The organism is Denitromonas iodatirespirans (assembly GCF_018524365.1).
Lineage (GTDB): Bacteria > Pseudomonadota > Gammaproteobacteria > Burkholderiales > Rhodocyclaceae > Nitrogeniibacter > Nitrogeniibacter iodatirespirans.
This window is the reverse complement of record NZ_JAEKFT010000004.1, coordinates 1-25,004: the sequence shown is the minus strand read 5'-3', so window position 1 is coordinate 25,004 and position 25,004 is coordinate 1. Positions and strand designations below refer to the sequence as shown.

Here is a 25,004-nt window from a genome sequence, read left to right as displayed (position 1 = left end):
GGCGGCGCTCCAATGAAAACGGGCCGGAATCCACCATGGGGAGGACTCCGGCCCGGTCAAGCGACGGTCAGGCTCAGTTCTTGGACTGGTCGACCAGCTTGTTCTTCATGATCCACGGCATCATCTCGCGCAGCTGGCCGCCGACCTGCTCGATCGGGTGGGCAGCGTTGAGACGACGGCGGGCCGTCATGGACGGGTAGCCGGTCTTGCCTTCCTGGATGAACATCTTGGCGTACTCGCCGGTCTGGATGCGCTTGAGCGCCTCGCGCATGGCGTAGCGCGACTCCTCGTTGATCACCTCCTGGCCGGTCACGTACTCACCGTACTCGGCGTTGTTGGAGATCGAGTAGTTCATGTTGGCGATGCCGCCTTCGTACATCAGGTCGACGATCAGCTTGAGCTCGTGCAGGCACTCGAAGTAGGCCATCTCGGGCGCGTAGCCGGCTTCGACCAGGGTTTCGAAGCCCATCTTGACCAGCTCGACGGCGCCGCCGCACAGCACGGCCTGCTCGCCGAACAGGTCGGTTTCGGTCTCTTCGCGGAAGTTGGTCTCGATCACGCCGCCCTTGGTGCCGCCGTTGGCAGCCGCGTAGGACAGGGCGATGTCACGGGCCTTGCCGGAGACGTCCTGGTGGACCGCGATCAGCGAGGGCACGCCGCCGCCCTTGAGGTACTCGGAGCGCACGGTGTGGCCGGGGCCTTTCGGGGCGACCATGATCACGTCCAGGTCGGCACGCGGCACCACCTGGTTGTAATGCACGTTGAAGCCGTGGGCGAAGGCCAGAGCCGCGCCTTTCTTGATGTTCGGCTCGACGTCGGCCTTGTAGACCTCGGGGATGGTCTCGTCCGGCAGCAGGATCATGACCACATCGGCGGTCTTGACGGCCTTGGCGATTTCTTCGACCTTGAGGCCGGCATTCTTGGCCTTGTCCCACGAGGCGCCGCCCTTGCGCAGGGCGACGGTGACCTTGACGCCGGAGTCGTTCAGGTTCTGGGCGTGGGCATGGCCCTGGGAGCCGTAGCCGACGATGGTGACCTTCTTGCCCTTGATCAGGGAGAGGTCGGCGTCCTTGTCGTAATAAACTTTCATGATGGTCCTTTCAGATGCGGAATCGCGTTGGCGGCGGCCATGATAACCGGCCGGCCGCGGGGTCGCAAAAACTGCGTGGGGTCAGAGCTTCAGGATGCGGTCGCCGCGGCCGATGCCGACGATACCGGAGCGCACCGTTTCGAGAATCAGGGCGTTGTCGATGGCGCCGATGAACGAATCGAGCTTGCTCTGAGCGCCGGTCAGCTCGATGACATAGCTCGAATCGGTGGCGTCGATGATGCGCCCGCGGAAGATGTCCGCCATGCGCTTCATCTCTTCGCGGTCCTTGCCGGTGGCACGGACCTTGATCAGCATGAGTTCGCGCTCGATGTGCGCGGACTCGGAAATATCCACCACCTTGACCACGTCCACCAGCTTGTTCAGCTGCTTGGTGATCTGCTCGATGATGTCGTCCGAGCCGGTGGTGACGATGGTCATGCGCGACAGCGAGGCATCCTCGGTGGGCGCAACGGTGAGCGACTCGATGTTGTAGCCGCGTGCGGAGAACAGGCCGGAGACCCGTGACAGGGCGCCCGATTCGTTCTCGATCAACAGTGCGATGACGTGACGCATGGTGTTCCCTCGGTGGGAGAGTGTTGAAGAGCCGCTTGCGTTGCCGTACGGACTGCCGGTGGCCGGCATCCGCTGTCGCCCGCCCCGGTGAGGGCTGGCGACGACCCGGCATCGGTGGACGCCGGGCCCCGCATCGGTCAAGCCGCGTTACAGATCCTCGGCGGAGAGGATCATTTCAGTCAGACCCTTGCCGCCCTGGACCATCGGATAGACGTTTTCCGTCTGGTCGATCTGGAAATCCAGGAACACGAGATCGTTCTTGCGGGAGAAGGCCTCGCGCAGCGCGCCTTCCACGTCGGCCGGCCGGTCTACCCGGATGCCGATATGGCCGTAGGACTCGGCCAGCTTGGCGAAGTCGGGCAGCGAATCCATGTAGGACTCGGAGTAGCGGCCGCCGTGGAACAGCTCCTGCCACTGGCGCACCATGCCCAGGTAGCGGTTGTTCAGGTTGCAGATCTTGATCGGCAGGCGGAACTGCTTGCAGGTCGACAGCTCCTGGATGTTCATCTGGATCGACGCCTCGCCGGTCACGCAGGCGACCTGCGCCTCGGGATGGGCCAGCTGCGCGCCCATGGCATAGGGCATGCCCACGCCCATGGTGCCCAGGCCGCCGGAGTTGAGCCAGCGGCGCGGCTTGTCGAACTTGTAGTACTGGGCGGCCCACATCTGGTGCTGGCCGACGTCGGAGGTCACAAAGGCGTCGCCGCCGGTGACTTCCCACAGCTTTTCGATGACGAACTGCGGCTTGATGATCTCGTCCGAGTTCTTGTATTTCATGCAGTCGCGGCTGCGCCACTCGTCGATCTGGCGCCACCAGGTGGCGAGCGAATCGGTGTCCTGCTTCTGCGTGCTCTCGTCGAGCAGGCGGATCAGGTCTTCGAGCACTTCCTTGACGTCGCCGACGATGGGCACGTCCACCTTCACCCGCTTGGAGATGGAGGAGGGGTCGATGTCGATGTGGATGATCTTGCGCGGCTCGGCGGCGAAGTGGTTCGGATCGCCGATCACACGGTCGTCGAAGCGCGCACCGATGGCCAGCAGCACGTCGGAGAAATGCATCGACATGTTGGCTTCATAGGTGCCGTGCATGCCCGGCATGCCCAGGTATTGCTTGTCGGTGGCCGGATAGCCGCCCAGACCCATCAGGGTGTTGGTGACCGGCATGCCCAGCTTGCGCACCAGGCGGGTCAGCGGATCGGCCGCGTTGGAGAGGATCACGCCGCCGCCGGTGTAGATCATCGGCCGTTTGGCTTCGAGCAGCAGCTTGAGCGCTTTCTTGATCTGCCCCTGATGACCCTTGACCACCGGGTTGTAGGAGCGCATGTCGATGGTTTTCGGATAGCTGTACTCGGCGCTCTGAGCGGTCACATCCTTGGGGATGTCGACCAGCACGGGGCCCGGGCGACCGGTCTTGGCCAGGAAGAAGGCCTTCTTGATGGTCGCGGCGATGTCCTTGACATCCTTGACCAGGAAGTTGTGCTTCACACAGGGGCGGGTGATGCCCACCGTGTCCACTTCCTGGAAGGCATCCTGGCCGATCGCTGCGGTCGGCACCTGGCCGCTGATGATGACCATCGGGATCGAGTCGCAGAAGGCGGTGGCGATGCCGGTGACGGCATTGGTGGCGCCGGGGCCGGAGGTCACCAGCGCGACGCCGACGGACTCGGTCGAGCGGGCGTAGGCGTCGGCGGCATGGACGGCGGCCTGCTCATGACGCACCAGCACATGGCGGACCTTTTCTTGCTGGAACAGCGCGTCGTAAATGAACAGCACCGCGCCGCCAGGATAGCCGAATACATAATCGACCTTTTCTTCCTGCAGGCACCTGATTACAATTTCCGCCCCAGTCAAGACCATTACTGCCCCTAATTCTCTGTATTTGCGTGGGAAACCCGTAACAGTACGCATCGGGTCAAGGCAGGTCAAGACCTATCTTGTGCGCAGCACAAAGCGCTGAACAGCCCCTGCGCCGCGAGGATTCCCCCCTGGATTCAGCCACCCAACTGAACGTTTTTCTGGCCGGTGCGGAGCGTCATGCCTTCCGGCACGCGATGCTCGCATTGCGCAACGAAGCGGCGGCGCTCGATGCGGTGCAGGAGGCGATGATGCGTCTGGCGACCAAGTACGGCGATCGCGGCGCGGACGAATGGCCGCCCCTGTTCCAGCGCATCCTGCAAAATGTGATCCGCGACATGTTGCGCCGGCAGAAGGTGCGTCATTTGTGGGTGTCGATGTGGTCCGGCTTCGGCAACAAGGACGGCGACGAGGCCGACGACCCGCTCGACACGCTCGAGGCCGCCGACGGCAGCAATTTCGACCTGTCGCCCGAAAAGCTGGTCGGACGCGAGCAGGTGCTGGCCGCCATCGAGGCCGAGCTGGCGCGCTTGCCGGCACGTCAACGCGAGGCCTTCCTGCTGCGTTACTGGGAAGACATGAGTACGGCAGAGACCGCTGCCGCCATGGGATGCTCCGAGGGCAGCGTGAAAACGCATTGCTCGCGCGCCACCCACACCCTGGCGGCCGCCCTCAGTGCAAAAGGAATCACGTTATGAAAGACGAGGCCCGCTTCGGCCGACGCCTGGCCGGCTTGCTCAGCGAGCGCAACAGGCAGCTCGACCCGGCGCTGCGCGACGCCCTGGCGGCTGCGCGCCGGCAGGCGGTGACGGCTGCCCGCGAGCGGCATGCCGGCGTGTTTCGCCCGCATCTCGGCCGCTCGTGGTGGCCGGCGCTCAAGCCGGCCATGGCGGCCGCGCTGGTGCTGGTGGTGCTGTTTGGCGGAGACTATGTCAATACGCTGCGGACACAGGCCATGCAGGGCGAGGTCGAAACCGCGCTGCTGGCCGATGACCTGCCCATCGACGCCTACCTCGATCAAGGATTCCGTGCATGGCTGCTCGCCGACTCGTCTGCCTCGCGCTCCTGAGCCTGTTCGCCGCGCAAGCCTGGGCCGACACCGAATGGCGCGCCTTGAGCCGTGAGCAGCAGCGCGCCTTGTCGCCGCTGGCCGAGCGCTGGAATGAACTCGACGCCGCCTCGCGCGAGCGTTGGCTACGCATGACCGAGCGTTTCGACCAGCTCACCCCCGAAGAGCAATCGCGCGTGCAGGGGCGCATGCGCAACTGGTCGAACCTCTCGCCGCGGGAACGGGCACAGGCGGTCGACCAGTACCGGGCGCTGCGGCGCATCCCGCCCGAGCAGCGCGAGGCCCTGCAGCAACGCTGGCAGGAATACCAGCAACTGTCGCCCGAAGAGCGCGACCGCGCCCGCAACGACGAGCGCAAGTCCGGCAAATCGAAGAGAAACAAGGACCGCAAGTGACCGATCGCCCCCAAGTCGAACTCGCCGGCCTGCGCCGCCGCCTGGCCGCGCTGGTGTACGAAGCCCTGCTGCTGCTCGGCGTGCTGGCCTTGCTCTACCTCATCCCGCACCTGGTCTACGGCATCGTGGCCGAACGTGCGGCACCGGGCTGGTTCAGCTGGTTGCATATCGCCGTGGTGCTCGGTGCCTACTTTTTGTACTACTGGTGCCGCAGCGGGCAGACCCTGGCCATGCAGACCTGGCGCCTGCGTGTCGTGACGGCCGACGAGGGCAAGCCGGTGCCGTGGCGCCAGGGCCTGCTGCGTTATGTGCTGGCCTGGCCGTCGGTGTGGCTGTTCGGCGCCGGCCTGTGGTGGGCGCTGATCGACCGCGACCGCCAGTTCGCCCACGACCGCTTGGCCGGCACGGCGATCATCCTCCTGCCAGCCGGGCAGAAAATGGCGGCTTGACGCAGCGCCTTCCTTGTTTTGACACGCAGCGGCAGCTATAGTCCGGCCGCGGTCTGAGATACCGCTTTTGCTGCCCGGGCACTACGGTGCCGATGTAAGTCGAGGTGTGACGGATCGCGCCCCGACGGTTGAAAACAAGGAATCCACCATGATGCAGTTGTCGATGCGTCGCGCCCTGCTGCGCGCGCTCACCGCTGCCGGCGTCGCCTTTGCGCTGCCGGCAAGCTCCGCCTTCGCCGCCGACACCCTGCGCGTGTCCGCCATCCCCGACGAATCGCCCACCGAGTTGCAGCGCAAGTTCGAGCCGCTCGGCAAATACCTCGAGCAGCAGCTCGGCATGCCGGTCAAGTTCGTGCCGGTCACAGACTATGCCGCTGTGGTCGAAGCCCTTGGCGCCGGCAAGGTCGACCTGGCCTGGCTCGGCGGCTTCACCTATGTGCAAGCCAAGTTGCGCACCAACGGCACGGCCGTGCCGCTGGTGCAGCGCGAGGAGGATGCCCGCTTCACCTCCAAGTTCATCACGGCCCGCGACGACATCAAAAGCTTTGCCGACCTCAAAGGCAAGCGCTTCGCCTTCGGTTCGCCGTCGTCCACCTCCGGCCACCTGATGCCGCGCTTCTTCCTCGGCAAGGAAGGCATCGCGCCCGATACCGACTTCGCCAACATCGCCTTCTCCGGCGCGCATGACGCCACCGCCGCCTTCGTCGCCGCCGGCAAGGTCGACGCCGGCGCGCTCAATGCCTCGGTGTGGGACAAGCTGGTGGCCAGCGGCAAGGTCGATACCGCCAAGGTGCGCGTGTTCGCCACCACGCCGCCGTACTTCGACTACAACTGGACGGTGCGCGGCGATCTCGACGTCGGCCTGCAGGCCAAGATCCGGGCGGCCTTCCTGGCGCTCGACCCGGCCAAGCCCGAGCACAAGGCGATTCTCGAGCTGCAACGCGCGGCACGCTTCATCCCGACCGAGCCGGCCAACTACGACGGTATCGAATCGGCTGCTCGCGCCGCCGGCCTGCTCAAGTAAGCGGATGATCTCGCTCGCCGCACTTGGCGTGGCCTATGCCGACGGCCGGCGCGCGCTCGACGGGGTGGACCTGTCGATCGCGCCCGGCGAGCGGGTGGCGCTGATCGGCCCCTCCGGCGCCGGCAAGACCACCTTGCTGCGCGTGATCGGCGCCAGCCTGCGGCCGACGGCGGGGCACGTGCGGGTCGACGGCGTCGATCCCTGGGCCTTGAGCGGCCGTGCGCTGCAAAGCCTGCGCGCGCGCATCGGCAAGATGCACCAGGCCCCGCCAATCCCGCCGCGCCAGCGTGTCGTCACCGCCGTGCTGGCCGGGCGGCTGGGGCAATGGCCGCTGTGGCGCGCCATGGCCTCGTTGGTCTACCCGCTGGATATCGCCGGTGCCCGCGCCGCGCTCGAACCGCTGGGTCTGACCGAGCGCCTGTTCGACCGCTGCGACCAGCTCTCCGGCGGCCAGTTGCAGCGCATCGCCCTGGCCCGCTTGCTGTATCAGCAACCGAAGCTCGTGCTGGCCGACGAGCCGGTGTCCGCCCTCGACCCGGCGCTGGCCCGCTCGGTGGCGGTGGCGCTCAACGATGACGCCCGGCGCCGCGGCGTGACGCTCATCGCCAGCCTGCATGCGGTCGATCTGGCGCTGTCGGAGTTTGCCCGAGTGATCGGCCTGCGCGACGGCCGCGTGGCCTTCGATCGGCCCGCGGCACAGGTCGGCCAGGCGGAGGTCGACGCCTTGTATGCCGGCGCCCCCGTCGGCGACGCGGCCGAGGCCGCCGAGCCCGCCCCCCGCACACGGCTGACGCGCTGCGCATGAATGCCGTGGTGCGCGATCCGGCCGCGCGCGGTCGGGCCACGGCGCTGGTGCTCGGCCTGTGTGTGCTGTGGCCCTTGCTGCAGATCGCCGAATTCAATCCGGCCGTGCTGTTCGCGCCGGGCAACCTCGCCACGCTCGGCGGCTTTCTCGCCACCTTTCTGCCGCCGGCCACCGACGCCGATTTCCTCGGCCTGCTGGCCGCCGCCACGCTCGACACCCTGGCCATCGCCACCGTCGGCATCGCTCTGGCGCTGCTGATCGCCGTGCCGCTGGCGCTGCTGGCCACGCGCAGCCTGTCGATCGGTCGGCTCGACGGCCGATTGCGGCCCCTCTCCGAAGCTCTCCGCCTGTGCGCCCGCGGCCTCACGCTGGTGCTGCGCGGCGTGCCGGAGCTGGTGTGGGCGCTGGTGTTCGTGCGCATTTTCGGGCTTGGCCCAGCCGCCGGCGTGGCCGCGCTGGCCATCACCTACGGCGGCATGCTCGCCAAGGTGTATGCCGAAATTCTCGAATCCACCGATCTGACCCCCGCCCGCGCCTTGCTCGCCGCCGGCAGCGGCCGGCTCGGCGCGCTGGGCTACGGCCTGCTGCCAGTGGCCTCGGACGAGCTGATGTCCTACACCGTCTATCGTTGGGAATGCGCGGTGCGTGCCTCGGTGGTGATGGGCTTCGTCGGCGCCGGCGGGCTCGGGCAGCTGATGGACCAGTCGATGAAGATGCTCAACGGCGGCGAAGCCTGCAGCATCCTGATCACCTTTTTGCTGCTGGTGATGGCGGCCGATGCCCTGAGCGCCTGGCTGCGCCGGCAGGTGCGCTGATGGCCAGCGAGCGCATGCCGCGCCGCGGTTTGCTCATCTCGGCCGGCGTGCTGGTGGCGGTGCTCGCCAGCGTGTCGCGGCTCGATCTGGTGACCGCCTTTGCCGAAGGCTCGGACAGCCTCGGCGAGTTGCTCGGTTTTCTACGCCGCTTCGCCGCCCCCGATACCTCGCCGGCCTTTCTCGCCAAGGTGGGGCAGGGCGCCATCGAGACCCTGGCCATCTCGCTCATCGGCACCTTGCTGGCCGTGATCGGCGGCGTGCTGCTCGCGTTGCCGGCCAGCGGCCGCCTCGGGCGGCCCGGCCAGGCGGCGGCGCGCTTCTGCCTCAACCTGCTGCGTTCGGTGCCCGAACTGGTGTGGGCCACGCTCACCGTCCTCGCCGCCGGCCTCGGCCCGTTTGCCGGCACGCTGGCGCTGGCCCTGCACACCACCGGCGTGCTCGGCCGGCTTTATGCCGAAGCGCTGGAGAACGCCCCGGCCGCGCCCGAGGCGGCCCTGCGTGGCGCGGGCAGCGGCGCGGTGGCCGCCTTCCTCTACGGCACCTTGCCGGCGGTGTCGCCGCAGTGGGTGGCCTACGGGCTGTATCGCTGGGAGATGAACATCCGTATGGCCGCCATTCTCGGCTTCGTTGGCGCCGGCGGCCTCGGCGCGCAGCTCTACTACGCGCTGTCGCTGTTCCAGGAGGCCCAGGCCGCCACCCTGATCGTCGCCATGCTGGGGCTGTCGCTGGTGGTGGATGCCATCAGCGGTTGGTTGCGGCGGCATCTGGTCGTCGCTTAGGGATTCCGCCGGCGCTTCAAATTGCCGCCGCCACAGGCGCACAATGAAGCCCCCACGCGGAGATTCCTCATGGCCATCCAACCCTTTCACCTTGCCTTTCCCGTCGACGATCTCGACGCCTCGCGCCATTTCTATGGCGAGGTGCTCGGCTGCCCCGAGGGGCGCAGCTCCGATCACTGGATCGATTTTGACCTCTACGGTCACCAGATCGTTGCCCATCTCGCCCCTGGCCGAAGTGGCCGGCAGGCGAGCAACGCGGTCGACGGTGACGACGTGCCGGTGCCGCATTTCGGTGTGGTGCTCGACATGGCCGATTTCAACGCCCTGGCCGCGCGGCTCAAGGCGGCCGGCGTGTGCTTCATCATCGAGCCGCACATCCGCTTCGCCGGCCTGCCCGGCGAGCAGGCCACCATGTTCTTTCTCGATCCGTCGGGCAATGCGCTGGAGTTCAAGGCGTTTGCCGATATCGGCCGCTTGTTTGCCAAGCAGTGATTGCGAGGGGCGGGGCGGTTTCGACACCGCGACACGACAGAGGGGGATGGGGTGCCTGCCGGCAACGGCGGCACTCATTCTCGTCATCGGTCCGCCATCGGTGTTGCGCGACCTTGCAGCAAAGCGATGCAATACCGTCCGGCAAAGGCTCCCACCCAGAGATGCATCCATGAAACCCGCCCAACACCCCACCGCGCTGCGCACCGCGCAACGGCTTAGCGATGCCGGCATCGACACCCAGGTTGTCGAGTTCGAGCAACCGACTCGTACCAGCGCCGAAGCGGCGGCGGCCATCGGGTGCTCGGTGGCCGAGATCGCCAAGTCCATCGTGTTCCGCGGCAAGACCAGCGGTCAGGCGGTGGTCGTGGTGGCCAGCGGCGACAACCGGGTTTGCGAAGCCAAGGTGGCCGCGGCGGTGGGCGAGGCGTTGGCGCGGGCGGATGCCGATTTCGTGCGCGCGGCCACGGGCTACGCCATCGGCGGGGTGGCGCCGATCGGTCATGCGCAGCCGGTCAAGCTGCTGCTCGACGAAGATCTGCAGCGCTTCGACACCGTCTGGGCTGCGGCCGGGACGCCGTTTTCGGTGTTTGCCCTCAGCCCCGAGCAGCTCCGGCGCCTGACCGGCGTCGCGTGGAGCGATGTCCGGCAGGCGGGGTGAGGGGGTGGCGCCTCAGAGCGCGGGCTTGAGCACCATCAGCGCGAACACGCCGGCCATGGCGGCGAAGGCCGGGTAGCCCAGCCCCTCCCACCAGCGCGCCATCGCGCGGTATTGCGCGGGCAGCGGCCGGCCGGCATCGAGCGCGGCCTCGGCGAGTCGGTGCATGCGGATCTGCAGCCACACCACGGGGAGCCAGCACAGGCCGGCAAACAGGTACAGACCGATACTGAGTGCGATCCACGGGGTGCTCAGCGGCCAGCCCGCGAGGTGGGCCAGCCAGAGGCCGGTGGCGGGCTGGAGGATCACCGCCGGGGTGGTGAACAGCCAGTCGGCCAGCACCACGTTGCGCGCCACCACCACGCGCGCCTCAAGGCTCGTGCTGCGATTGGCGCGGTACAGGTAGAAGGCTGTGCCGAAGCCGGTGCCGACCAGGGCCACCGACGACAGGATGTGCACGAGCTTGATCAGCAAGTAGGTGTTCATGCGCGTTCTCCTTGTTCGCCCGGCCGGTTGAGCAGGGCCAGCAGCAGCAACACGACAGGCAGGTTCTTGAGCAGCGGACCGAAGGGGTGCAGCCACAGGGCCGGCCACTGCACGCTGAGGAAGGCGCTGTAGCCGAGCACGACGATCAGTTGGGTGCGCCACAGGCCTTGGGTGGGGCGCCACAGGGTGAGCACACCGAGCACGGCGTCGAGCGCGGCGCCGCCATACAGCGCCGGTGCCAGCAACGCGGCCGGGATGCCGGCGCGGGCGGCGAGGGCGAAGCCGTCGGGCGGCCCGACCAGTGCCACGGAGGCCAGGGCACTGCCCAGCCAGACGGCTGCGAGAACCACGCGGATCGCCCATGTCTCCAGTCGCTGGCGAATGCGGCGCGCGTCCGGATCGTCGGTAGTCACGAACTGATCGATGTCGCGCGGTGGGCGTCCGAGCAGCGCGGTGAGCGGCGCGGCGCTGGCGGTGCTGCCTTGTTGGAGCATATGCACCGTGTCGGGGCTGAACACGGCGCCGGGCAGATGGCGGCCGAGCGGGGCCAGTGCGCGGATCAGCGGCATCGGTACCGGGAGCGATATCGCCGGCGGCAGCCCGAGGCCGCGTCGGTAGTGGCGCAGCATGTCGGCGTAGCTGACCGGGCGAGGCCCGACCACGTCCAGCGTTGCGGGCGGGGCCGGGTCGGCGAGCAGGCGCACCACGGCTTCGGCCAGATCCGTCACATGCACCGGCTGCACCCGCTGCTGGCCGCGCCCGGGCAGCGCCACGACCGGCAGGCTGGCCAGGGCGAGAAAGAAGCGGCTGCTGGTGCCGCCCGGCCCGAAGACCAGCGATGGGCGCACGACCGTGGCGCGCACAGGCAAGCTGGCCAGGACCGCGTCGGCGCTGCCCTTGCTGGCGAGATACGCCGTGGCTGCGCCCGGCGCGGCGCCCAGGGCGGAGATCTGGATCACCCGTGTCACGCCGGCGTCGGCACAGGCCGCGAACAAGGCCGCCGGTGCGGCATGATGCACGGCCTCGAAGGTGGCGTCGTGTCGTGGATTGAGGATGCCGACGGCGTTGATGACCGCGTCGATGCCGGCCAGGCGGGGGTGCCAGCGGTCGGCCGTGATGTCATGCTGAAAATCCACCGCCACATCGTCCGGCCGGGCCGCCCGGCGCACGCCGCGGCGCACGGTATGCCCCGCGGCGCGCAAGGCTTGTTCGAGAGCGCGACCGATGAAGCCGTCCGCGCCACATAGCAGAATGTGCATCTTGCGTTCTCCTCAGGGGCGCGGGCAGGTGCCGCGGCAGTGGCGGCGAGCACGTTCGAGTGCCCGGCCAAACAGGCAGCGGACCAGCCAGTTCGGCAGGCGCTGACGATGCCGGGCAAACACCGGATAGAGGCCTTCGAGCACGGGCGCGATGAGTGGCAGGCGGGTGATCGTGGCGACCCAGGGCACGCCGACGAGGGCATAGCTTCGGCGGAACACCTCGACGCCGCGGATGATGCGGCCGTCGGCATGGACCCCGGTCATGGCTTGCATGGCCGCTTCGCGGGTGACGCCGAGCACGGACGCGCCGGCAGGCAGCGCCGAGACATCGATGCCGGCCAGGCGGCCGTGCGTGTCGCGCTGGCGCAGGGCTTCCATTTCGCCCAGGCAGATCGGGCAGGAGCCGTCATAGAGGAGGGTGAGTTCGGGGTGTGGCTGAGGCATGATCGGGACTCCTTGTTGTGGCTTGTGTTGCAGTAATTTCTGTATAAACAGAAATTACTGCCTTAAAAAAATGAGGGCATGACCCTCCGCGTAGCGCTTCGATGCTCAATGCGCCGGTGCGTTGGCCGGCAGCAAGGCCTGCACCTGCGCTTTCTCCGATTCGTTCAAGGCCTGGTAGCCGCGGCCGAACGGCCAGCCATAGCCCCAGCGGAACGGCGTTGGCGCGAACGGCGTGCCGCCCACGCGCACGCCAGCGAGCATCAGCGCCGCCACCGCGGGTTCGCCGACATCGGCCACGCACTGGCGCAGCGCCTCGTCTGCGGCGCCTCGCTGCTCGGCCGTGCCACCTTGCCAATAGGCCAGATCGTGCGCCCGGCAGCAGCCCAGCCATCGCTCGCGTTGCGCCGGGGTGCCGTCGGGGAAGGCACTGCAGCCGTCGCTGGCAAAGGGGCGAAGCTGGCCGGCCATGGCCGGTGCCATCGCCACTGCGAGCAGGAGCATGAAGGCGCGCTTGCGCATGTCAGCCCTTGCGCACCAGGTTCTGGATCTTGGCGCCGAGTTTCATGATCTTCATCAGCGTGTCGGGTTTGAGGCGCAGCATCTCCTCGCTCCAGCCGGTCAGCGTCTGCATCAGCACCAGGGTGTCTTCGATGCGTTTGCGGGCGGCGGCATCTTCCAGGGCCAGATCCGGGCTGGCCAAGCAGTCGCGCAGCACTTCGAGCGTCGGGTCGATCTCGCGGCGCTTGCGGCCGAGCACGATGGTGCGGAACAGCTCCCACACATCGGCCGAGGTGTCGAAATGATCGCGCCGGTCGCCCAGCACATGACACAGCCGCACCAGCTCCCAGCTCTGCAACTCCTTGAGGCTGTTGCTGACATTGGAGCGGGCGATGCCCAGGGTTTCCTGGATCTCCTCGGCATGCATGGGGCGTCCGACGAGGTAGAGCAGGGCGTGGATCTGCGCGACGGAGCGATTGACCCCCCAGCGGGAGCCCATCTCGCCCCAGTGCAGGACGAAGCGTTGAGCGACGGGTTTGAGTTCCATGGGCGTGATGCTGCGCGGTTCCGTAATTTCTGTCAAGACAGAAATTACGGAACCCATGCGCCCGCCCGGCCATGCGCAAAACGCCCGCATCCACTAGACTCGACGGCATTCGAGATCGCGCGCCCCCGTCGACGGCAGCGATTCCCCTGGCGCTGTGTTCAACGTCCGTCTGGCTTGCTTTCATGTCCGACCACAAACTGCTCTATTTCCTGGCCGGGCTGGCGCTCGGGCTGTCGCTCGCCCTCGGGCCGGCCGTGGTGAAGCGGCTGGCCGCCTGGCTGAACGGGCCGGACCGGGTGATGGTCTACCGTTCCATCGACGGCCATGATCTGCATCTGCATGTGTTCGAGGCCAAGGGGCCAAGGCCGGCGGCGGGGCATCCGGCGCTCTTGCTGTTTCATGGCGGGGCGTGGCAGTACGGAAGCCCGGACGCGTTTTTTCCGCAGTGCCGCCATTTCGCCCAACACGGGCTCACCTGCGTGAGTGCGGAGTACCGCATCGCCGCGCGCCACGGCACCGATCCGCGGGCCGCGGTGCAGGACGCCCGGGCGGCGCTGGCCTATCTGCGCGCTCAGGCCGATGACCTGGACATCGATCCGTCGCGGATCGCCGCGGGCGGCGGATCGTCGGGTGGGCATCTGGCCGCGGCGCTGGGTGTGCCCTTGCCCTTGGCCGAGGAAACGGGCGGCGATGCGGCGGCACGGGGCCGGCCGGCGGCGCTGGTGCTGTACAACCCCATGCTCGACCTGTCGCCATGTACGCCGGACCACCATCTGGTGGCGGCGTTCTGGCAGGCGGTGTCGCCCTTGCAACAGGTGGATGCGGCGCTGCCGCCGAGCCTGATCCTGCTCGGCACCGAGGATCGCGAGGTGCCGGTGGCGACGGCGCAGGCGTTTTGCGAGGCGGCCAGTGCGCAGGGCGGACACTGCGAGCTGGCCTTGTATGAAGGCGCGCGCCATGGTTTTTTCAACCTGCGCGGGGATGACCGGCAGTATTTCGACGTGACCAACGCGCGTGTGCTGGCCTTCCTCGGAGCGCTGGGCTGGTTGCGCGACTGACCGTTTCGACGGCGCAGTCGCTTTGGAATCGCGATGAACGAACTTCTCGACAACATCACCTGGCACACCCTGTCAGGCCCGCACGCCGATTTCTCCATCGGCACCGCGACCATCCGTCGCTACGCCCCCGGCTTTTCGCCGATCTTGGCGTCGGCCGACACCGAGGCACCGGATCTGGCGGCCCTGGCGCCGTTTTGCCAGTCGGGTGAGCACTTGTACTGCGCGGATTGGTCGGGCGTGGTATCGGCCGGCTGGCAGCTGGAAGCGGAATCGCGCATGTTCCGCATGGTGTGGGCCGGCGAGCTGCCGGAGGACGCGCATGCGGCCGGGATGGCGCCACTCACGGCCGAGCATGGGGAGCAGGCCCTGGCGCTGGCCAAGCTGACGCAACCCGGCCCCTTCGGCCCGCGCACCATCGAACTGGGCGATTACCTGGGGTGCTTCGCCGACGGCCGGCTGGTGGCGATGGCCGGCGAGCGCATGCAGGCCGGGCGGTATCGCGAGATCAGCGGGGTGTGCACCCACCCGGACTACCAGGCCCGGGGCATGGCGCGGCGGCTGATGCTGGCCTTGATCCGCCGCCAGATGCAGCGCGGCGAGACGCCTTTTTTGCATGTGATGTGCGACAACACGACCGCGCACGGGCTGTATCAGCGCATGGGCTTCGAAGATTACAGCGAGGTGCCGGTGCGGGTGATTTCGCGCTTGTAGGCCGTAGCCCGGACGCCACTTCGCTGCATCCGGCCAAGTCGTGCCGCTGGGCTGGCGGGTGGGGTGAAGTTGCGCAGTTCATCACGCTTGGCGTGCGTGTTCTCCTCAACTCCCATGGAGTCCAACCGTTGATGCTGGTAACGCCGCGTCGTATTGGCGCTCAATCGGATCCCGGATGCCAGCAAAAATTCACCCCTTCTCGACCGCGCAGGAGGAAACGGCCGCGCCGACGATGGACGAGGTGCCGCAGTTCGCTGAAATTGCGCTGCGTTCGCTCGCGGCAGCGTTGAGTCAGCGTCGCTTCGACGGCGCTGCGGTGGCCTTTCTTTCCGAGATCGCCTCCGGCCTGGGGTGCGCGCGGGTGAGCTTCGGGATCGTGGAGTCCGGCACGCTCCGTGTGAAGGCCATGTCGCACGATGTCGACAATCATTTTCGCGGCGAGCTCTATCGAGATATTGGCGACGCGATGGAGGAGGCGTTGGATCAGCGGCGCAGCCTGCAGGTGCCCGAAAACGATCAGGAGCGTCCGGCCATCGTGATGGCGAACCAGCGGTTGCGCTCGCGCCTCGGCGGGCAGGTTCAGACCGTACCGCTCAAGGTCCTGGGCGCATGGGTGGGTGCCATTTGCTTCGAGTGGCGCGGTGCGTCCTCGATTTCGCCCATGGCGCCAGAACCACTGGGCCACATCGTCGACCTGGCCGGGCCGGTGCTCTACCTGATGTACCGGGACACCCGACCGATGTCGGTGCGCGTGCGCGAGTGGTTCGGCGAAACGATACGCACCCTGAGGAGCGAGGAAGGGCGCTGGTACCGCCGTGCGCTGGTCGCCGCGACGCTGGTGTCGATGGCGGGGCTGTTCGTGCCGGTCGGGCAGGCGCTGAGTGCGCGCGCGTCGCTCGAAGGCGCGGTCGAGCGCGCAGTGGTTGCGCCCGTGGATGGGTTCATCGACACCGTGATGGTGCGCCCGGGCGATGCGGTCAAGACCGGGCAGGTGCTCATCGAACTGGCCGCGCAGGATCTCGAACTCGAAGCGCGTCGCTGGGAATCCGAACTGTCGCAGCACGAAAGCGCCTACATGGCGGCCTTGGCGCGCGCGCAGCGCAGCGACATGATGGTGAGCCTCTCGCGTGCGGAAGAGGCGCGTGCGCGTCTCGATCTGGCGCGGCGCAGCCTGGCGCGCACGAAGATCGCCGCGGGCATCGACGGGGTGGTGATCGCAGGCGACATGGGTCGGCTCCAAGGTGCGCCCGTGGCCCGAGGCGACGTACTGCTGACGCTTGCGCCCGCCCAGGGATACCGCGTGGCGCTGAGTGTCCACGAACGCGATGTGGGCCGCATCCAGGCGGGGCAGCACGGCGTGCTGCTGCTGGGCGCGATGGCCAGCCGTACCTTGCCTTTCGAGGTGACGCGGGTGACGCCCGTGGCTCATGTGGAGGACGGCGAGAACGTCTATCGGGTCGAGGCACGCTTGCTCGGCGATGAAACCTCGCTGCGCCCCGGCTTGCGAGGCGTCGGCAAAATCGACATCGGCAGTGCGCCGCTGTTCGGCGTCCTCTGGCGCTGGATTGCGGACAACGCGCGCATGGCCTGGTGGCGCTGGGGCGGATAGGCCGGTGAGCGAGTCACTCTTCAGTGATCAGTGGTTCCGGGTGGCCCAGCGCACCCCGTGCTTGCGTGCGAGCGTGCGTGTGCGTCGTCAGACGGTGCGCGGACAGGTCTGGTATGTGCTGACGGATGAGGCCAAGGCCGATCGCGTGTTTCGGCTCGATGCGGCCGCCTATGCCTTCGTGGGGCGGTGTACCGGGGCGCATACGGTACAGGCCATATGGGACGTGGTGTGCGCCGAACTCGGGGATGGCGTGCCGTCGCAAGGCGCGTTGCTGAGGCTCATGGTCCGTCTGCAGGCGGCGGGGTTGTTGTATTTCGACCACCATGCCGATATCGGCAGCCTGTTTTCGCGTCGTGTGTCTCGACAGGGTCTCAAGACCCAGAAGCTCAACCCGCTGGCCTTTCGCGTCAGGCTGGGCAACCCCACGCGTGTGCTCGAGGCCCTGGCGCCGTTGGGGAAGCTGCTGATCACGCCCATTGCCATGGGGGTGTGGTGGGTGATCGTGGTGCTGGCGGTCTTGGTTGCCCTGACCCAGTCCGATGCCCTCAGCGCGCATGCCTCGCAATTGCTGCACGGCAACGGCCGCTTGTGGTTGCTATGGGGGGTCTATCCGGTCGTGAAGCTGGTGCATGAACTGGCGCACGGTCTGGCGGTGCGGCGCTGGGATGGCGAAGTGAGCGAGTGGGGTGTGGCCTTGCTCGTGTTCATGCCCATGCCCTATGTCGATGCCTCGGCGGCGAGCGCGTTCAGGTCGGCCCGTCAACGGGCCGTGGTTTCCGCCGCGGGCATCATGGCCGAACTGATGATGGCCTCCATCGCCCTGGGCATCTGGCTGCTCGTCCAGCCGGGCTTGGTGCGCGATGTGGCCCTGACCGTGGTGGTGATCTGCTCGGTGTCGACCCTGCTTGCCAACGGCAACCCCTTGCTGCGTTTCGATGGCTACTTCGTGCTCACGGATCTGCTCGATCTGCCCAATCTGGCCGATCGCTCGCGTCGCTGGTGGCTCGATCACCTGCAGCGATGGATCCAGGGGTACGAATCGGGAGATCCGCTGATTCCCTTGCGGGGAGAGACCCCCTGGTTGTGGCTCTATCAGCCCTTGTCATGGCTGTACCGGCTCGGGCTCAGTCTGGCAATTACGCTCTGGCTCGGCCATCTGGCCGCGGTGCTCGGCTATCTGGCTGGCTTCTGGTTCGTCTGGTCGTTGTTCCTCTCGCCCATCGTGTCTGCCGTTCGTGCGCTGCTCGATGGGCGGGTGGCCGAATCCAATCGACTGCGTTCCCGCATGGCCGCCATCCTGCTCGCCGGGCTCGTCCCGGTCGGCCTTTTCGCCGTTCCGGTTCCCGATGTCACGCTGGCGCACGGCGTGGCCTGGTGGCCCGACACGGCACGGATCCGGAACGAAACGGCCGGTTTTGTCGCGGCGGTGGTGCGGCAGCATGGCGAGCATGTCGAACCCGGTGACGTCATCTTGCAGCTGGCAGACGACGAGCTGGTGGCCGAGCGCGAGCAACTCGTGCGTGAGCGCGATGGTCTTCAGACGGCCTTGTTCAATGCCCTCAGAGACGATCCGGTGACCGCTGGCCAGTTCGCGCAGCGCGTCGAAAGCGTCCAGCGTGCGCTGAGACGCACCGAGGAGCAGATCGACGGCCTGTCGGTACGTGCCGCGATCGCCGGACGCCTCGTGCTGCCGGCGCAAGGCGATCTGCCCGGACGCTTTGTGCCTCGTGGCAAGGAGATCGGCATCATCCGCGACGGCAGTGCCACGCGGGTGCGCCTCGCGGTACCCGACGATGATGCGGCCGGCCTGGTCGATCTGAGCAGCGTGAGCGTGCGCTTGTCGGAGTCGCCCGGCGTTTTCCATCCGGCGCAGCTGATCGGGCAACTGCCCGAAGCCCGCCGGCAGTTGCCCGCGGCCGCGTTGGGGATGCCCGCAGGGGGGCCTTTCGCGGTCGACCCGAAGGACGAGGAAGGGCTGCGCACGACGACGCCCGTGGTATGGGTCGATCTGATCGTGCCGGACGTGCCCCAGGCCTTCAGCGGCGGTCGTGTCCAGGCGCGGTTCGAGCACGGACGAAGTTCGCTGGCGACGCTGCTGTGGCGTCGCGGGTGGCAATTGCTGTTGGGACGATTCGATCCGGAGGGGGTGTGATGGACATGAGCCCGGCGCGCGCGCTCGATCGTCCGCACGATCCGACCGGCGCTGGGCCGCTCGGATGGCCGCCGCTTTCCGGCGGTGCCCTGGCGCGGTATCGCCGCCAGTATGCCCGCCTGCGCGACATGCCCGACGCGGGCGGTATGCCGAGCATGTCCTGGCGGGCATCCCTGATGCATGCCGGGGCCGGCAGCACGCCGTGGCTGGCGGCCTGTGCGCGGGTCGATCGCGCGTGTCGCGAACACTTGGGAATCACCCCGTACGAGGTGCAGTGGCTGGCCGCCTTGGCGATGATGGACGGGCGTCTGGTGGAAATGGCGACCGGCGAGGGCAAGACGCTCGCGACGGCGCTGGCGGCGGCGGTGTCGGCGCTCGCCGGGCATCGGGTGCATGTGCTGACCGCCAACCCCTACCTCGTCGAGCGGGATGCGGCCTGGCTCGCCGCGTTCTACGACGCGCTGGGCTTGCGAGTCGCGACCGTGGCGGAAACGGATGCGCTGGCGGGGCGGCGCGTCGCCTATCGCGCCGAGGTGGTGTATGCCACCGCGAAGGCCGTGGTATTCGACGCCCTGCGCGACGAGGCCTGCGCGCACGGCGCGACCGGGGCGCTGATGGTGGGCGCGCGCGTGCTCGTCGAAGGGACGGACGCCGCACCGGTGTTGCCGCGCCTCGATACCGTATTCATCGACGAAGCGGACAGCATTCTCGTCGACGAGGCTTCCGTGCCCCTGGTGGTGTCGGCGCTGCGGCCAGATCCGGCCGAACGCGTGCGTTGCTGGCAGGCATGGCGATTGGCCAGCGCGCTGGTGGCGGGGCGAGACTACCACCTCGACGAACGGCACCGGACGGTCCGATTGCAGTCGCCGTCGCTGCCCGACCTGGGCGGCGCATGGATCAACGCGCGGCACCGCGACGAGTGGCTCGTGATGGCCTTGAAGGCGCGACACTGCTACCTCGCCGGCAGGGACTACGTGGTACGCGACGCTCAGGTGTGCGTGGTCGATGCGGTCACCGGACGGATTGCCGAGGGGCGGATCTGGGGGCAGGGTTTGCACGGTCTTCTCGCGTTGAAGGAGGGGCTGGAACCGCCGCCGGCCTTGGCGACGGTGGCGCAGACGAGCTATCAACGCTTTTTTCCGCGGTATGCGCGCATCGGCGGGATGAGCGGCAGTCTGCGTGAAGTTCGCCGAGAACTGTCCCGCGTGTACGGGCTGTCGGTGTTGCGGATGCCGCTGCGGCGCGAATGCCTTCGGCGCGAATTGCCGCATCGCGTGTTCGCCGATGAAGCCGCCTGCGTCGAGGCGCTCGTCGCTCGGGTCCGTGTGCTGATCGCCGCCGGACGGCCCGTGTTGATCGGCACCGACACCGTCACGCAGTCGACCCGGGTCGCGCAGGCGCTCGAAGGCGCGGGCATTGTCCATCAGGTGCTCAACGCGGACCAGAGCGCCACCGAAGCCCGCGTGGTGGCTGCCGCCGGCGCGGCCGGCGTGGTGACGGTGGCGACCAATATGGCCGGCCGAGGTACCGACATTCGACTCAGTCCCCGTGCGGTGGCGGCCGGTGGGCTGCATGTCCTGAGCCTGCAGTTGAACGATTGCAGACGGCAGGATCGCCAATTGGCCGGGCGATGTGCCCGCCAGGGCGATCCGGGCAGTGTCGAGCACTGGCTGACGCTACCCCTAATGGAAACGGCCCCAATGCCGTTAACCAAGATGATCCGTTGGCTGCTCAAGTGCAGCTGCCGGGATTTGGCCGACAAGCTCGTTCCGCTGAGCCTGCGGCACCACCAGCACCGGCGCGCGGGCCGGGCCCGGCGCCAGCGTGCGCGGCTGCTGGCCAGCGCGCGCCACTGGGACGCTTGTATGGCCGTACGCAACGAAGAAGTGGATTGATGACACAACGACGCATTCACTGCTTGTTCGGCATGATCTTGACCAGCGCGGCATTCGGCGTATCGGCGATACCGCTCGGCTGTCTGATCACGCCCGCACGAGAGGCCGACATCGGCACGCCGGTGGTCGGCGTCGTCGAATCGGTGGCGGTGGATCGGGGCGACCGCGTCAAACAGGGCCAGGTTCTGGTGGTGCTGCAATCGGCTGTCGAGGCGGCCAACGTCGACGTCGCCACCTTGCGTGCGCGGGTGGCGGCCGAACTACGGGCCGCCCGGGCCAACATGACGCTCGCCGATCAACGCTACGCGCGCGCCGTGGACCTGCATGGGCGTGCCTTCATTTCCCGCCAGGCGCTCGACCAGGCGGCGGCGGAGCGGGAGGTGGCGCGCCAGCGCGTGGCCCAGAGTCGCGAACAACTGCGGGTGTCGGGCAGCGAGGCGCGCTTGGCGCAGGCACAGTTGAGCCAGCGTTTTCTGAGGGCGCCGTTCGACGGTGTGGTCGTCGACCGGATGACGCAACCGGGCGAGCGGGTCGAGGATCGCCCCTTGCTGCACCTGGCCGCGCTCGATGCACTGCAGGTCGAAGTGGTCGTGCCGGCGGCCCAGTTCGGCACCATTGCCGCGGGTGACCTAGCCTCCGTACAGCCCGATGTGCCAGGCGTGTCGGCCGTGCAGGCCAAGGTGAGCCTGGTCGACCCGATGGTCGACGCGGCCAGCAACACCTTCCGCGTGCGTCTGGCGCTCGACAATGCCGATGGTGCGGTGCCCGCCGGCGTGCGGTGCCATGTCGATTTCGCGGTGCTGCGCCCTGCGGCTGACGCTTCCGTCGGCGCGCCGATGCCGAGCGCGTCGGGCGAGGCGCAGCCGCCCGCAGCGCGACCGGCACGCCCACTCTTGCTGGACGTACGATTGTCGCGCCTACCGGCCGCGAGATAGCCTCATGAGCAGGGCGACGCCGACTGCGACGGTCGAACAGCTCGAGGCCCGGATTCTGTATTCGGCGGATCTGGTGCCGGTTGGCGACGCTACGCTCAGCCATGGCCTCGATACGCAGCAGGATCAGTCCGCGCACGAAATCGTTTTTGTCGATGCCTCGCTCAACGATGTCGATGTATTGCTCGAAGACCTGAATCGACAGATCGAGGCCGGACGGCCGCTCGAGATCGTGCGGCTCGATCCGGCCGAGGACGGCATCACGCAGATATCGCGCACGCTGCAGGCTTCGGGCCCGGTCAGCGCGATTCACGTGCTGACGCACGGCGAGGCCGGCGCCATCCAGTTCGGCAGCTTCCTGCTCGACGAGGCCTGTGTGCTGGCGCGCAGCGACGAGATCGCCCAGTGGTCGAAGGCGCTGACCGCCGATGCCGACCTGCTGTTCTACGGCTGCGATGTGGCTGGCAACGACGCCGGCAAGGCGCTGGTGCGCGATCTGGCGGTGCTCACCGGGGCTGATGTGGCGGCCAGTGACGATCTGACCGGCGCAGCCGTGCTGGGTGGCGATTGGACGCTGGAATATGCAGTCGGGCAGATCGGTAGCGTGTCGGCCATGAGCGATTGGGGGGCGCTGTCGTGGCAGGGGACCCTCGGGAGTCTCACTGCCGATACGACGAACGACGTTGCCGATGGCGATACCTCGTCCATCGCCAACCTCGTCGCCAACAAGGGCGCGGACGGCAAGATCTCGCTGCGCGAAGCGATCATCGCCGCCAACAACACTGCAGGGGCCGACACCATTTCCCTTTCGTCGGGGACGTATACGCTGTCGATCACCGGGCTCTACGAGGATGCTGCCGCTACCGGCGATCTCGATATCACCAGCGACATCGCCATCCAGGGGGCCGGTGCGGGGCAGACGACCATCAGCGCGAGCGGGCTGGGCGATCGCGTTTTCGACGTCCACAGCGGCGCGGCACTGACTTTGAACGACCTGACAGTCTCCGATGCCAACACCACCAACCAGTTTGGTGGAGCGGTCAATAACGCCGGTACGTTCTCGGCGACCGACGTGGTGCTCAGCAACAACACGGTGGTCAACAACGCTGGTGGCGGCCTCTACAACAGCGGTTCGGCAACCCTGGAGCGTGTCTCGGTCTACGGCAACTCGGACGTTGGGATTTACCTGGCCAGCGGCAGCTTGTCGATGATCAACGTGACGGTCAGTGGCAACACGACACCGTACAATGGCGCCGGTCTCACGGTTGCGGGGGGCAGCGCGACGCTCGACTTCGTGACCATCGCAGGCAATGCGACGACCAGCACTGGCAGCGGCGGCGGGATTTACCTGTCCGGTGGCTCGGCCACGCTGAGCAACTCGATCGTGGCGGACAATACTTCGCAGTTCAATGGCGGTGATATCACCGGTGCCGTCACCAGTGGCGGGCACAACATCGTTGAGAGCTACTCGGGTTTCACGCTCGATGGTACAGATCAGACAAGCGATCCGGGTTTGGCGGCCGTGTCCGTGGATAGCGGTAGCGGTCAGTATGTGCATGCGATTGCCTCGTCGAGCATCGCCTACAACGCCGCCGACGCAATCGCGCCCGCGACCGATCAACGCGGTGTCACCCGCGACGCCAGCGCTGATATCGGCGCATATGAGTACGGGCTTGCCGCGCCTGTGAATACCGTGCCCGGTGCGCAGAGCACCAACGAAGACACGGCGCTTGTGTTTTCCGTGGGCAATGGCAACGCCATTTCGGTGAGCGACCCCGACGCGGGCGGCAATCCGGTGGAGGTCTCGCTGTCGGTCACCCACGGTGCGTTGACGCTCGCCGGCACCACCGGCCTGAGTTTCATCAGTGGCGACGGTACGGCGGACGCGACCATGACGTTCCGTGGAACGGTCACGGATATCAACAACGCCTTGAACGGGCTGAGCTATACGCCAACCGCCGACTACAACGGTGGCGCGACGCTCACGCTCACCACGCTCGGCAGCTCGCTGCTCAGTCTTGATATCGATACCGCCCTGATCGGGCGCTATGCTTTCGACAACACCGGCGCTCTGGGCGACGATACCAGTCCCGCCGCGGGCAATGTGGGCACGCCGGTCAATGTCAGCGCGGTCGACGACGCCACGCGGGGCGATGTCCTGGGTCTGTCCGGTACCGGCTACGTGCAGGTCAGCGGTCTGTACGGCATGCCGGCCAGCATTACCGTGTCGGCGTGGGTCGACCTGACGAGCGCGGACACGAACGGTGCGGAGGTGATCTCGCTGGGCGACATTGTCGGCTTGCGTCTCGACCAGGGGGGCAAGCTCAAGGGTTTCTACAACGACGGTTTCACTTACAACTTCACCGTGTATGCGACGACGCTCGCCGGCAGCGGATGGCATCACGTCGCGTTCTCGATCGATTCGGGGAGCCACACGCAGGTGCTGTATCTCGACGGCATCGCAGTGGCGACAAGCAACAGCATCACCGCCATCGACTGGGGCGGCGTGGGTGGCGGGCCCGATAGCTTCATCGGCACGCATGGCGCAGGGGGGGCCGGCTACGACTTCACTGGGCGGATCGACGAAGCGCGCGTCTACAACCGTGCATTGGGTACCAGTGAAATCGAGGTACTGGCCTCGGATCTGAGCCAGCGGGATACCGACAACGTCGCGATCACCGTCAATGCGCTCAATGATGCGCCGACCGCCACCATCGTCCCCACAAGCTACAACGCCACCGAGCAGACCACGCTCACGCTGCACGGCACCGGTCTGAGCATTGCCGATGTCGACGACGGCGGCGTCGGTGTGCAGGCAACGGTGTCCGTTGTTTCGGGCACGTTGAGCGCGACGGCCGGCAGCACCGGGGTGAGCGTGTCCGGTTCGGGCAGCAACAGCATCACGCTCACCGGTACCGTCACGCAGATCAACACGCTGCTTGCCGGCACCTCGGGCGGTACGCTGAGCTATGTCATCAACAGCGATACGCCGCCGTCCAGCGACACCCTGACACTGCAGGCCAACGATCTGGGCAACAGCGGTTCGGGGGGCGCGCTGACCGATTCGGATACCGCGACGATCAACATCACTGCGGTCAACGACGCCCCGACCATCACCAGCGACGGCGGCGGCGCCAGCGCCAACCTCAACGCGGCCGAGAACCAGACGGCCGTGACCACCGTCACCGCCACCGACGCCGATGTGGGCGACACGCTGAGCTACAGCATCGCAGGCGGCGCCGATGCGGCCCGGTTCAGCATCGACAGCAGCACCGGCGTGCTCAGCTTCAACGCCGCGCCCAACTTCGAAGCCCCCACCGATGTCGGCGGTGACAACATCTACGACGTCACCGTGCAGGTGAGCGACGGCACCACCACCGACACCCAGGCCATCGCGGTGACGGTCACCAATG

The 25,004-nt window shown here is 67.4% G+C and carries 25 protein-coding genes; 17 read left to right on the top strand and 8 right to left on the bottom strand.

Annotated features, from left to right (window positions below):
• Positions 1-73 precede the first annotated feature (73 nt).
• The 3 genes from ilvC to I8J34_RS04380 all read right to left on the bottom strand — a co-directional run bounded on the left by ilvC (position 74) and on the right by I8J34_RS04380 (position 3,520).
• A complete protein-coding gene (gene ilvC / locus I8J34_RS04390) occupies positions 74-1,090 on the bottom strand; it encodes a ketol-acid reductoisomerase (RefSeq protein ID WP_214360169.1) in 1,017 nt (338 codons plus the stop codon).
• Positions 1,091-1,171: 81 nt separating this feature from the next.
• Positions 1,172-1,663 carry an acetolactate synthase small subunit gene (gene ilvN, locus I8J34_RS04385; protein ID WP_214360168.1) on the bottom strand — a complete coding sequence of 164 codons (492 nt, stop codon included), beginning with the start codon at positions 1,661-1,663 and terminating at the stop codon, positions 1,172-1,174.
• A 147-nt stretch (positions 1,664-1,810) separates the two neighbouring features.
• Positions 1,811-3,520, bottom strand: a complete 1,710-nt coding sequence (locus I8J34_RS04380; RefSeq protein WP_214360167.1) for an acetolactate synthase 3 catalytic subunit — start codon at positions 3,518-3,520, stop codon at positions 1,811-1,813.
• A gap of 77 nt (positions 3,521-3,597) precedes the next feature.
• On the opposite strand from I8J34_RS04380, the gene I8J34_RS04375 reads away from it, so the two are divergent.
• The 10 genes from I8J34_RS04375 to I8J34_RS04330 all read left to right on the top strand — a co-directional run bounded on the left by I8J34_RS04375 (position 3,598) and on the right by I8J34_RS04330 (position 10,003).
• Positions 3,598-4,215 (top strand): RNA polymerase sigma factor, encoded by a 618-nt coding sequence (locus I8J34_RS04375; protein WP_230411703.1) that lies wholly within the window; start codon positions 3,598-3,600, stop codon positions 4,213-4,215.
• Positions 4,212-4,586: a DUF3619 family protein gene (locus I8J34_RS04370; RefSeq protein WP_214360166.1), complete on the top strand. Its 375-nt coding sequence runs from the start codon at positions 4,212-4,214 to the stop codon at positions 4,584-4,586. The genes I8J34_RS04375 and I8J34_RS04370 overlap by 4 nt, the downstream gene beginning before the upstream one ends.
• On the top strand, positions 4,550-4,981 hold the full coding sequence (locus I8J34_RS04365) for a DUF3106 domain-containing protein (protein ID WP_214360165.1): 432 nt from the start codon (positions 4,550-4,552) through the stop codon (positions 4,979-4,981). Before I8J34_RS04370 ends, I8J34_RS04365 begins: the two co-directional genes overlap by 37 nt.
• Complete coding sequence (locus I8J34_RS04360) at positions 4,978-5,430, top strand: RDD family protein (RefSeq protein ID WP_230411702.1); 453 nt, start codon at positions 4,978-4,980, stop codon at positions 5,428-5,430. The genes I8J34_RS04365 and I8J34_RS04360 overlap by 4 nt, the downstream gene beginning before the upstream one ends.
• Before the next feature lie 148 nt (positions 5,431-5,578).
• Positions 5,579-6,454 (top strand): putative selenate ABC transporter substrate-binding protein, encoded by an 876-nt coding sequence (locus I8J34_RS04355; RefSeq protein WP_214360164.1) that lies wholly within the window; start codon positions 5,579-5,581, stop codon positions 6,452-6,454.
• Positions 6,455-6,458: 4 nt separating this feature from the next.
• On the top strand, positions 6,459-7,259 hold the full coding sequence (locus I8J34_RS04350) for a phosphonate ABC transporter ATP-binding protein (RefSeq protein ID WP_214360163.1): 801 nt from the start codon (positions 6,459-6,461) through the stop codon (positions 7,257-7,259).
• A complete protein-coding gene (locus I8J34_RS04345; RefSeq protein WP_214360162.1) occupies positions 7,256-8,074 on the top strand; it encodes a PhnE/PtxC family ABC transporter permease in 819 nt (272 codons plus the stop codon). Before I8J34_RS04350 ends, I8J34_RS04345 begins: the two co-directional genes overlap by 4 nt.
• On the top strand, positions 8,074-8,853 hold the full coding sequence (phnE, locus tag I8J34_RS04340; RefSeq protein WP_214360161.1) for a phosphonate ABC transporter, permease protein PhnE: 780 nt from the start codon (positions 8,074-8,076) through the stop codon (positions 8,851-8,853). The genes I8J34_RS04345 and phnE overlap by 1 nt, the downstream gene beginning before the upstream one ends.
• A gap of 69 nt (positions 8,854-8,922) precedes the next feature.
• On the top strand, positions 8,923-9,345 hold the full coding sequence (locus tag I8J34_RS04335; RefSeq protein WP_214360160.1) for a VOC family protein: 423 nt from the start codon (positions 8,923-8,925) through the stop codon (positions 9,343-9,345).
• A gap of 169 nt (positions 9,346-9,514) precedes the next feature.
• The gene (locus tag I8J34_RS04330; protein WP_214360159.1) at positions 9,515-10,003 is read left to right on the top strand and encodes a YbaK/EbsC family protein; all 489 of its coding nucleotides are present in this window, start codon (positions 9,515-9,517) and stop codon (positions 10,001-10,003) included.
• A gap of 12 nt (positions 10,004-10,015) precedes the next feature.
• On the opposite strand, the gene I8J34_RS04325 is transcribed toward I8J34_RS04330, so the two are convergent.
• From I8J34_RS04325 to I8J34_RS04305, 5 genes are all read right to left on the bottom strand, one after another.
• A complete protein-coding gene (locus tag I8J34_RS04325; protein WP_214360158.1) occupies positions 10,016-10,486 on the bottom strand; it encodes a DUF2269 family protein in 471 nt (156 codons plus the stop codon).
• Entirely contained in the window at positions 10,483-11,745 is a 1,263-nt protein-coding gene (locus tag I8J34_RS04320) for an SDR family oxidoreductase (RefSeq protein ID WP_214360157.1), read from the bottom strand. Before I8J34_RS04320 ends, I8J34_RS04325 begins: the two co-directional genes overlap by 4 nt.
• Positions 11,746-11,757: 12 nt before the next feature.
• Positions 11,758-12,189: a thiol-disulfide oxidoreductase DCC family protein gene (locus I8J34_RS04315; protein WP_214360156.1), complete on the bottom strand. Its 432-nt coding sequence runs from the start codon at positions 12,187-12,189 to the stop codon at positions 11,758-11,760.
• A gap of 105 nt (positions 12,190-12,294) precedes the next feature.
• Positions 12,295-12,708 (bottom strand): hypothetical protein, encoded by a 414-nt coding sequence (locus tag I8J34_RS04310; protein WP_214360155.1) that lies wholly within the window; start codon positions 12,706-12,708, stop codon positions 12,295-12,297.
• A gap of 1 nt (position 12,709) precedes the next feature.
• A complete protein-coding gene (locus tag I8J34_RS04305) occupies positions 12,710-13,234 on the bottom strand; it encodes a GbsR/MarR family transcriptional regulator (RefSeq protein ID WP_214360154.1) in 525 nt (174 codons plus the stop codon).
• A 182-nt stretch (positions 13,235-13,416) separates the two neighbouring features.
• Between I8J34_RS04305 and I8J34_RS04300 the strand changes: the two genes are divergently transcribed.
• The 7 genes from I8J34_RS04300 to I8J34_RS04270 form a co-directional block, all read left to right on the top strand.
• Positions 13,417-14,292: an alpha/beta hydrolase gene (locus I8J34_RS04300; RefSeq protein WP_214360153.1), complete on the top strand. Its 876-nt coding sequence runs from the start codon at positions 13,417-13,419 to the stop codon at positions 14,290-14,292.
• Positions 14,293-14,325: 33 nt separating this feature from the next.
• Positions 14,326-15,003 carry a GNAT family N-acetyltransferase gene (locus I8J34_RS04295; protein ID WP_230411701.1) on the top strand — a complete coding sequence of 226 codons (678 nt, stop codon included), beginning with the start codon at positions 14,326-14,328 and terminating at the stop codon, positions 15,001-15,003.
• Positions 15,004-15,178: 175 nt separating this feature from the next.
• A complete protein-coding gene (locus I8J34_RS04290) occupies positions 15,179-16,612 on the top strand; it encodes an efflux RND transporter periplasmic adaptor subunit (RefSeq protein ID WP_214360152.1) in 1,434 nt (477 codons plus the stop codon).
• A gap of 4 nt (positions 16,613-16,616) precedes the next feature.
• Positions 16,617-18,764 (top strand): HlyD family secretion protein, encoded by a 2,148-nt coding sequence (locus I8J34_RS04285; protein ID WP_214360151.1) that lies wholly within the window; start codon positions 16,617-16,619, stop codon positions 18,762-18,764.
• Positions 18,764-20,659, top strand: coding sequence for a preprotein translocase subunit SecA (locus I8J34_RS04280; RefSeq protein WP_214360150.1), 1,896 nt, complete (start codon positions 18,764-18,766; stop codon positions 20,657-20,659). The genes I8J34_RS04285 and I8J34_RS04280 overlap by 1 nt, the downstream gene beginning before the upstream one ends.
• Positions 20,659-21,594, top strand: a complete 936-nt coding sequence (locus tag I8J34_RS04275) for an efflux RND transporter periplasmic adaptor subunit (RefSeq protein ID WP_214360149.1) — start codon at positions 20,659-20,661, stop codon at positions 21,592-21,594. Before I8J34_RS04280 ends, I8J34_RS04275 begins: the two co-directional genes overlap by 1 nt.
• 4 nt (positions 21,595-21,598) lie before the next feature.
• The coding region (locus tag I8J34_RS04270; protein ID WP_214360148.1) for a DUF4347 domain-containing protein at positions 21,599-25,004 on the top strand (3,406 nt) is incomplete at its 3' end.